The sequence below is a fragment of the Vibrio sp. 1557 genome, assembly GCF_033340175.1.
Taxonomy (GTDB): Bacteria; Pseudomonadota; Gammaproteobacteria; order Enterobacterales; family Vibrionaceae; genus Vibrio; species Vibrio alginolyticus.
In genome coordinates this window covers 1-1,054 of sequence record NZ_JAWOVZ010000277.1, presented here as the reverse complement: position 1 = coordinate 1,054, position 1,054 = coordinate 1, and the positions used below count along the sequence as shown (strand labels likewise).

Here is a 1,054-nt window from a genome sequence, read left to right as displayed (position 1 = left end):
ATTACCGTCACACGCCTCAATCGCTTGCTCAATCGCCATTTTCTCTGTCATCCATAGCGGCATGATCTCTGAAACAGTCATCGCTTTTGGCTCAATCAGTTTAGATACAGATGGCCTATCTAACGGTTGATTCAGCGGCGGTGGCAACATATCTAACGTAATTTCTTTGCCGTTGTTGAGCACCACGATATTGCGTAGTACGTTTTGTAGTTGTCGGACGTTACCCGGCCACTCATAACTGTTAAAGCGATCAATCACTTCTTGAGAAAAGCGGACAAAGTTTTTGCCCTCTTCATGAGACATGTAGCCTAACAGTGAGTACGCAATTTCAATCACATCTTCACCACGTTCGCGAAGAGGCGGAAGATGCAAAGGAATCACGTATAAACGGTAGTATAAGTCTTCGCGGAAACGCCCTTCTTGAACTTCTTTCCAAGGGTCTCGGTTGGTCGCACAAACGAAGCGCACGTCCACACTCTTCATTTTTGAAGAGCCCACTTTCTGGAACGTACCGGTTTGGATGAATCGCAATAATTTGGTTTGTAAGTCCAAATCCATTTCACACAATTCATCGAGGAACAACGTGCCACCATCGGCTAACTCAGCGGCACCTTGACGGTCATTTGCCGCACCAGTAAATGCCCCTTTTACGTGACCAAACAGTTCACTTTCAATTAAGTCTTTAGGTATGGCTGCACAGTTGATGGCAATAAACGGCTTATCACCACGTTTGCTTGCAGCGTGGATGGCTTCTGCGCATACCTCTTTACCCGTACCACTTTCACCAGTAATAAAGATACTCGCTTTACTGCTAGCGGCAGAGTCAATGGTGCGATAGACCTGCAGCATGGTTTGGCTGCTGCCGATAAAACCTTGGTAATTCTGATTACCCGGATTATCTGCTTCATTTTTTAGCTTAGTTGCTTTGCGAATTGCGTTGTTGACCGTAACACGCAGACGGTCTGCTTCACACGGTTTGATCAAAAAGTCTTGAGAGCCATGACGCATCGCTTCTACCGCTGTATCGATAGAGCCATGAGCCGTCATGAAAATG

1 protein-coding gene is annotated in these 1,054 nt (G+C 46.2%); it reads right to left on the bottom strand.

Annotated elements, in window-relative coordinates; translation table 11 throughout:
- The coding region (locus R7070_RS26465; RefSeq protein WP_318141553.1) for a sigma-54 dependent transcriptional regulator at nucleotides 1–1,054 on the bottom strand (1,054 nt) is incomplete at both ends.